The following is a 3,814-nucleotide window of genomic DNA, read 5'->3' as shown; positions in this document are numbered from 1 at the left end:
CATTAACGAAGCTCCGAGGTTCATCAACAAAGCTCCGAGGTTCATTAACGAAGCTCCGAGGTTCATTAATGGAGTTCAAAGGCTCATTCACGAATATAAAAGGCTCGTCCGCGAGTATAAAAGACTCGTCCACGAGTATCAAAGACTCATTACAGTAGTTTTCATTTATTTAAACTGCACTCTTGCATTCTTGTCTGTGCTTCTGCATGAGACAAAAAATCTTTCGGTATTCTTTCAACAGCAAGCTGTAATTAAGAATTACGAATTAGTTGCAATAACCGCCTCAGAATGAATTCTGAGGCTAATAGTTAAAGTCTTCTAAAGACGACTGGTAAAAAATTACAGTCCACTTGAGTGGACTTTGGCTATTAGCCCAGAAATTTATTTCTGGGCGGGCGATGATGCTAATCGAGAATCGTGCAAGATATAAGCTAATCTTCTTCACTCTCTACTTTCTGCTGCACTCTGGCAAGACTTGAACTCACACTTTCAGCATCCGGTGACTGCAATCGCTGCAAAATCTCTAAAGCTGGTTGCAAATAGGATATCGCTTCATCCACTTCCCCTTTGTTGGCGTAGATACTTGCTATACTATGCAACGTTAGTGCTTTCCAATAAGCATCACCAATACGTTCAAAAACTTCCAAGCACTCATGGTAGAGTGCGATCGCTTGATCTACTTCGCCTTTGTTGGCGTATATATCTGCCAGTTCGTGCAACATCACCGCTTTGGTTTGGACATTTCCAATGCGTTCTGTTATTTCCAAAGACTGATTGTAGCGTGCGATCGCTTGATCTACTTCCCCTTTATTGGCGTAGAGAATTCCCAGGTTGTACAACGTCGTCGCTTTGCCTTGGACATCTCCAATGCGTTCATATATTTCCAAAGACTGATGGTAGAGTACGATTGCTTGATCTACTTCGCCTTTGTTGGCGTATATATCTGCCAGTTCATGCAATGTCACCGCTTTAGTTTGGACATTTCCAATGCGTTCTGTTATTTCCAAAGACTGATTGTAGAGTGCGATCGCGTGTTCAACTTCCCCTTTATTGGTGTAGATACGTCCCAGTTCGTGCAACGTCGCCGCTTTGCCTTTGACATTACTAATGCGTTCAAATATTTCCAAAGACTGGTTGAATAGTGCGATCGCTTCATCAACTCCCCCTTTGTTGGCGTAAATCATTCCCAGAGAGTGCAATGTAGCCGCTTTGCCTTGGACATTACCAATGCCTTCTTCTATTTTCAAAGACTGATTGTAGAGTGCGATCGCTTCATCCACTTCCCCTTTGTCGGCGTAGAGATTTCCCAGACAGTGCAACGTCGCTGCTTTGCCTTGGATATTACCAATGCGTTCAGTTATTTCTAAAGACTGATTGTAGAGTGCGATCGCTTCATCAACTTTCCCTTTGTTGGCGTAGATACCTGCCAGTTGATGTAACGTCGCCGCTTTGGTTTGGAAATTTCCAATGCGTTCAAATATTTGCAAAGACTGATTGTAGAGTGCAATCGCTTGATCAACTTCCCCTTTGTTGGTGTAGATACCTGCCAGCTGGTGCAACGTCGCCGCTTTGGTTTGGACATTTCCAATGCGTTCTGTTATTTCCAAAGACTGATTGTAGAGTGTGATCGCGTGTTCAACTTCCCCTTTATTGTTGTAGATACGTCCCAGTTCGTGCAACGTCGACGCTTTGCCTTGGATATTACCAATACGTTCATTTATTTCCAAAGACTGATTGTAGAGTGCGATCGCTTGCTCCACTTCCCCTTTGTTGGCGTAAATACTTGCTAAGTTATGAATTATTGCAGCTTTTTCTGTTTCGTCTGTTTGCAAACAAAATTCTAGCGCTTGCTGATAATACTGCTGTGCTTGTTCAACTTCACCGAGTTCTGCTTGAGAGCGAGCTATCGCATGTAAAACACGATAGTCTTTGGTAAGTTCTAGAGTAGATTTGCACAGTTGCACTGATTCCCGAAAACGGCTTTGATTTTTCCAGTTATGTGCTGTGGAGAAGGCTATTTTAGCCGCAATTTTTTCATCCTTCCCCAACAACCCCAAGCGATGAATTTCTAACCCTTGTGCTTCCCTATAACTTTCCGCCCCTTCGCACCACAGACGATACAAAATTTGTGCAGCTTGTTTATACAACTCTTCACCCTTGGGGTTTTCAGGAAACTCTAGCAACGGTGACAAAATCCGGGGAACACGATACAACCTCTCTTTGTTGTTGGTGAGGGTAACTTCCAACAAACCCAAAATTTCAGCGCGTTGAATATGACTTTCCCAACTTGAGATATCCTCACAAATCGGAGAAATAGCAGCTAGAGGAACAGGTAACTCATACACCAAAAACTTCCCCAGCATTTGACGCAAAGCTGGAGTTTGCTGCTTCAGCAATTCCTCAGCCAAAATGTTCTCACGGAATTTTTCTTCTGCCACTTCCATCTTCTTTAAGATTGTGGCGAGATGATCTGCAATGTTTTCAGAAAGAATTTGATTTAACCATTCCAACAGTCGAGGATTTCCATCTGCTGCTTTTTTGGCGAGCTTCTGCAATCCTGCATCAATGACCAAAGTGCCATTAAACGAATTGAGACGATTATACTTTTTAATTAAATCTGCCCCACCCAAAGCCCCCAGAGGTTCGCGGTACAGACGATGATTCAGTTCCGACAAAGTGAAATTGTAGCGACAGGTAATAATTACCTTGTGGGGAAGTTGGGAATTTTGCATCGCCTTCAGCAACGCCAGCAGTACATCCACAACTTGTGGTTGCAAGACATAAACCCCATTTCGTAAATCCAAATTAGCCTCAAAGTCATCCAGCACAAAGGCAAAGCGCTGTTCTTTGGTATTCAGTCCTTCAGTGAAAAACTTGGTGAGGCGCTGCATCAACGGTAACTTGCTATTGAGAATATCATGCCCCCGTTCCGAGGTACATTGTTCAGCAAGGGATTTGAGCAGTTTGTCCTCATCCAGTTGCCGAAAGTTCACCAGCCTGTGATAGCCAACCATCCTTTCCAGAAGTCGCGCCGTCACAGTACTCTTACCCACACCCCCCAGTCCGTGAATTAGTACCCCTAATGAAGTGCGAACTGCTTTGAGACAACGTTGCAAAGTCCGCCGTCTCCCAACAAACTCAGAGGGTTTCGCCACCCGCACCTGTTGGGTATCGGGATCTAAAAATTGTTCATAAGCAGGTTCCGGCGCAGAGGGTGGCACATCTCCCAACACTTCCACCAACGCACCGGGACATTCTCCCTGGACATATAACCGCAACAAATGCCAGTCACGCACTTTCTGTTTAAACAACTGCTGGTAAGTGCTAGCGAGTGCTTCAGCTAATTCATATCCAGCCGCCAATTTCCCGTAGAGGTGCGCGGCTGCTGCTGTAGCTGTCCGATCTTCCACAGACCGCCCCCAACTTAAAACCGCCCTAGCCCCTTGTGCAATAAGTGCCTCAGCCATTGAAGGGACAGCGCCTTTATCTGCTGCTTGTCCAGTCCGACACCCAGATAAAAACACCAACTTAGGAAAGCGAAACCGAAAGACTTCGGCAAGTTCTGCGGCTGTGGTTTCGTGGCGTTCCCCGATTTCCGTTTCAGTGATAAAGTAAGGCGTGTAAGGTGCTTCATCTTTAATAGAGGCGTGTCCTGTGAGGTGAAACACATCAAAGTCATTAAGATAACGGCTCCATACCTTACCCAACTCACTAACGCAACCGCTTTCTTCCACCCGCAAATCTACAGCAAAATCTCGCGTAAGCTAATCGGCATTTAAGCTGCATAATATAAATGCAGAGTCGGTTGAAAATA

1 protein-coding gene is annotated in these 3,814 nt (G+C 44.8%); it reads right to left on the bottom strand.

Translation table 11 applies throughout. The features are described from left to right. Window positions 1–431 precede the first annotated feature (431 nt). Window positions 432–3,734 carry a tetratricopeptide repeat protein gene (locus tag VB740_RS35210; protein WP_323204444.1) on the bottom strand — a complete coding sequence of 1,101 codons (3,303 nt, stop codon included), beginning with the start codon at window positions 3,732–3,734 and terminating at the stop codon, window positions 432–434. Window positions 3,735–3,814: the final 80 nt, after the last annotated feature.

This window comes from Nostoc sp. UHCC 0251, from assembly GCF_034932245.1.
Taxonomy (GTDB): domain Bacteria; phylum Cyanobacteriota; class Cyanobacteriia; order Cyanobacteriales; family Nostocaceae; genus Nostoc.
This window is presented reverse-complemented; position numbering and strand designations above follow the sequence as displayed.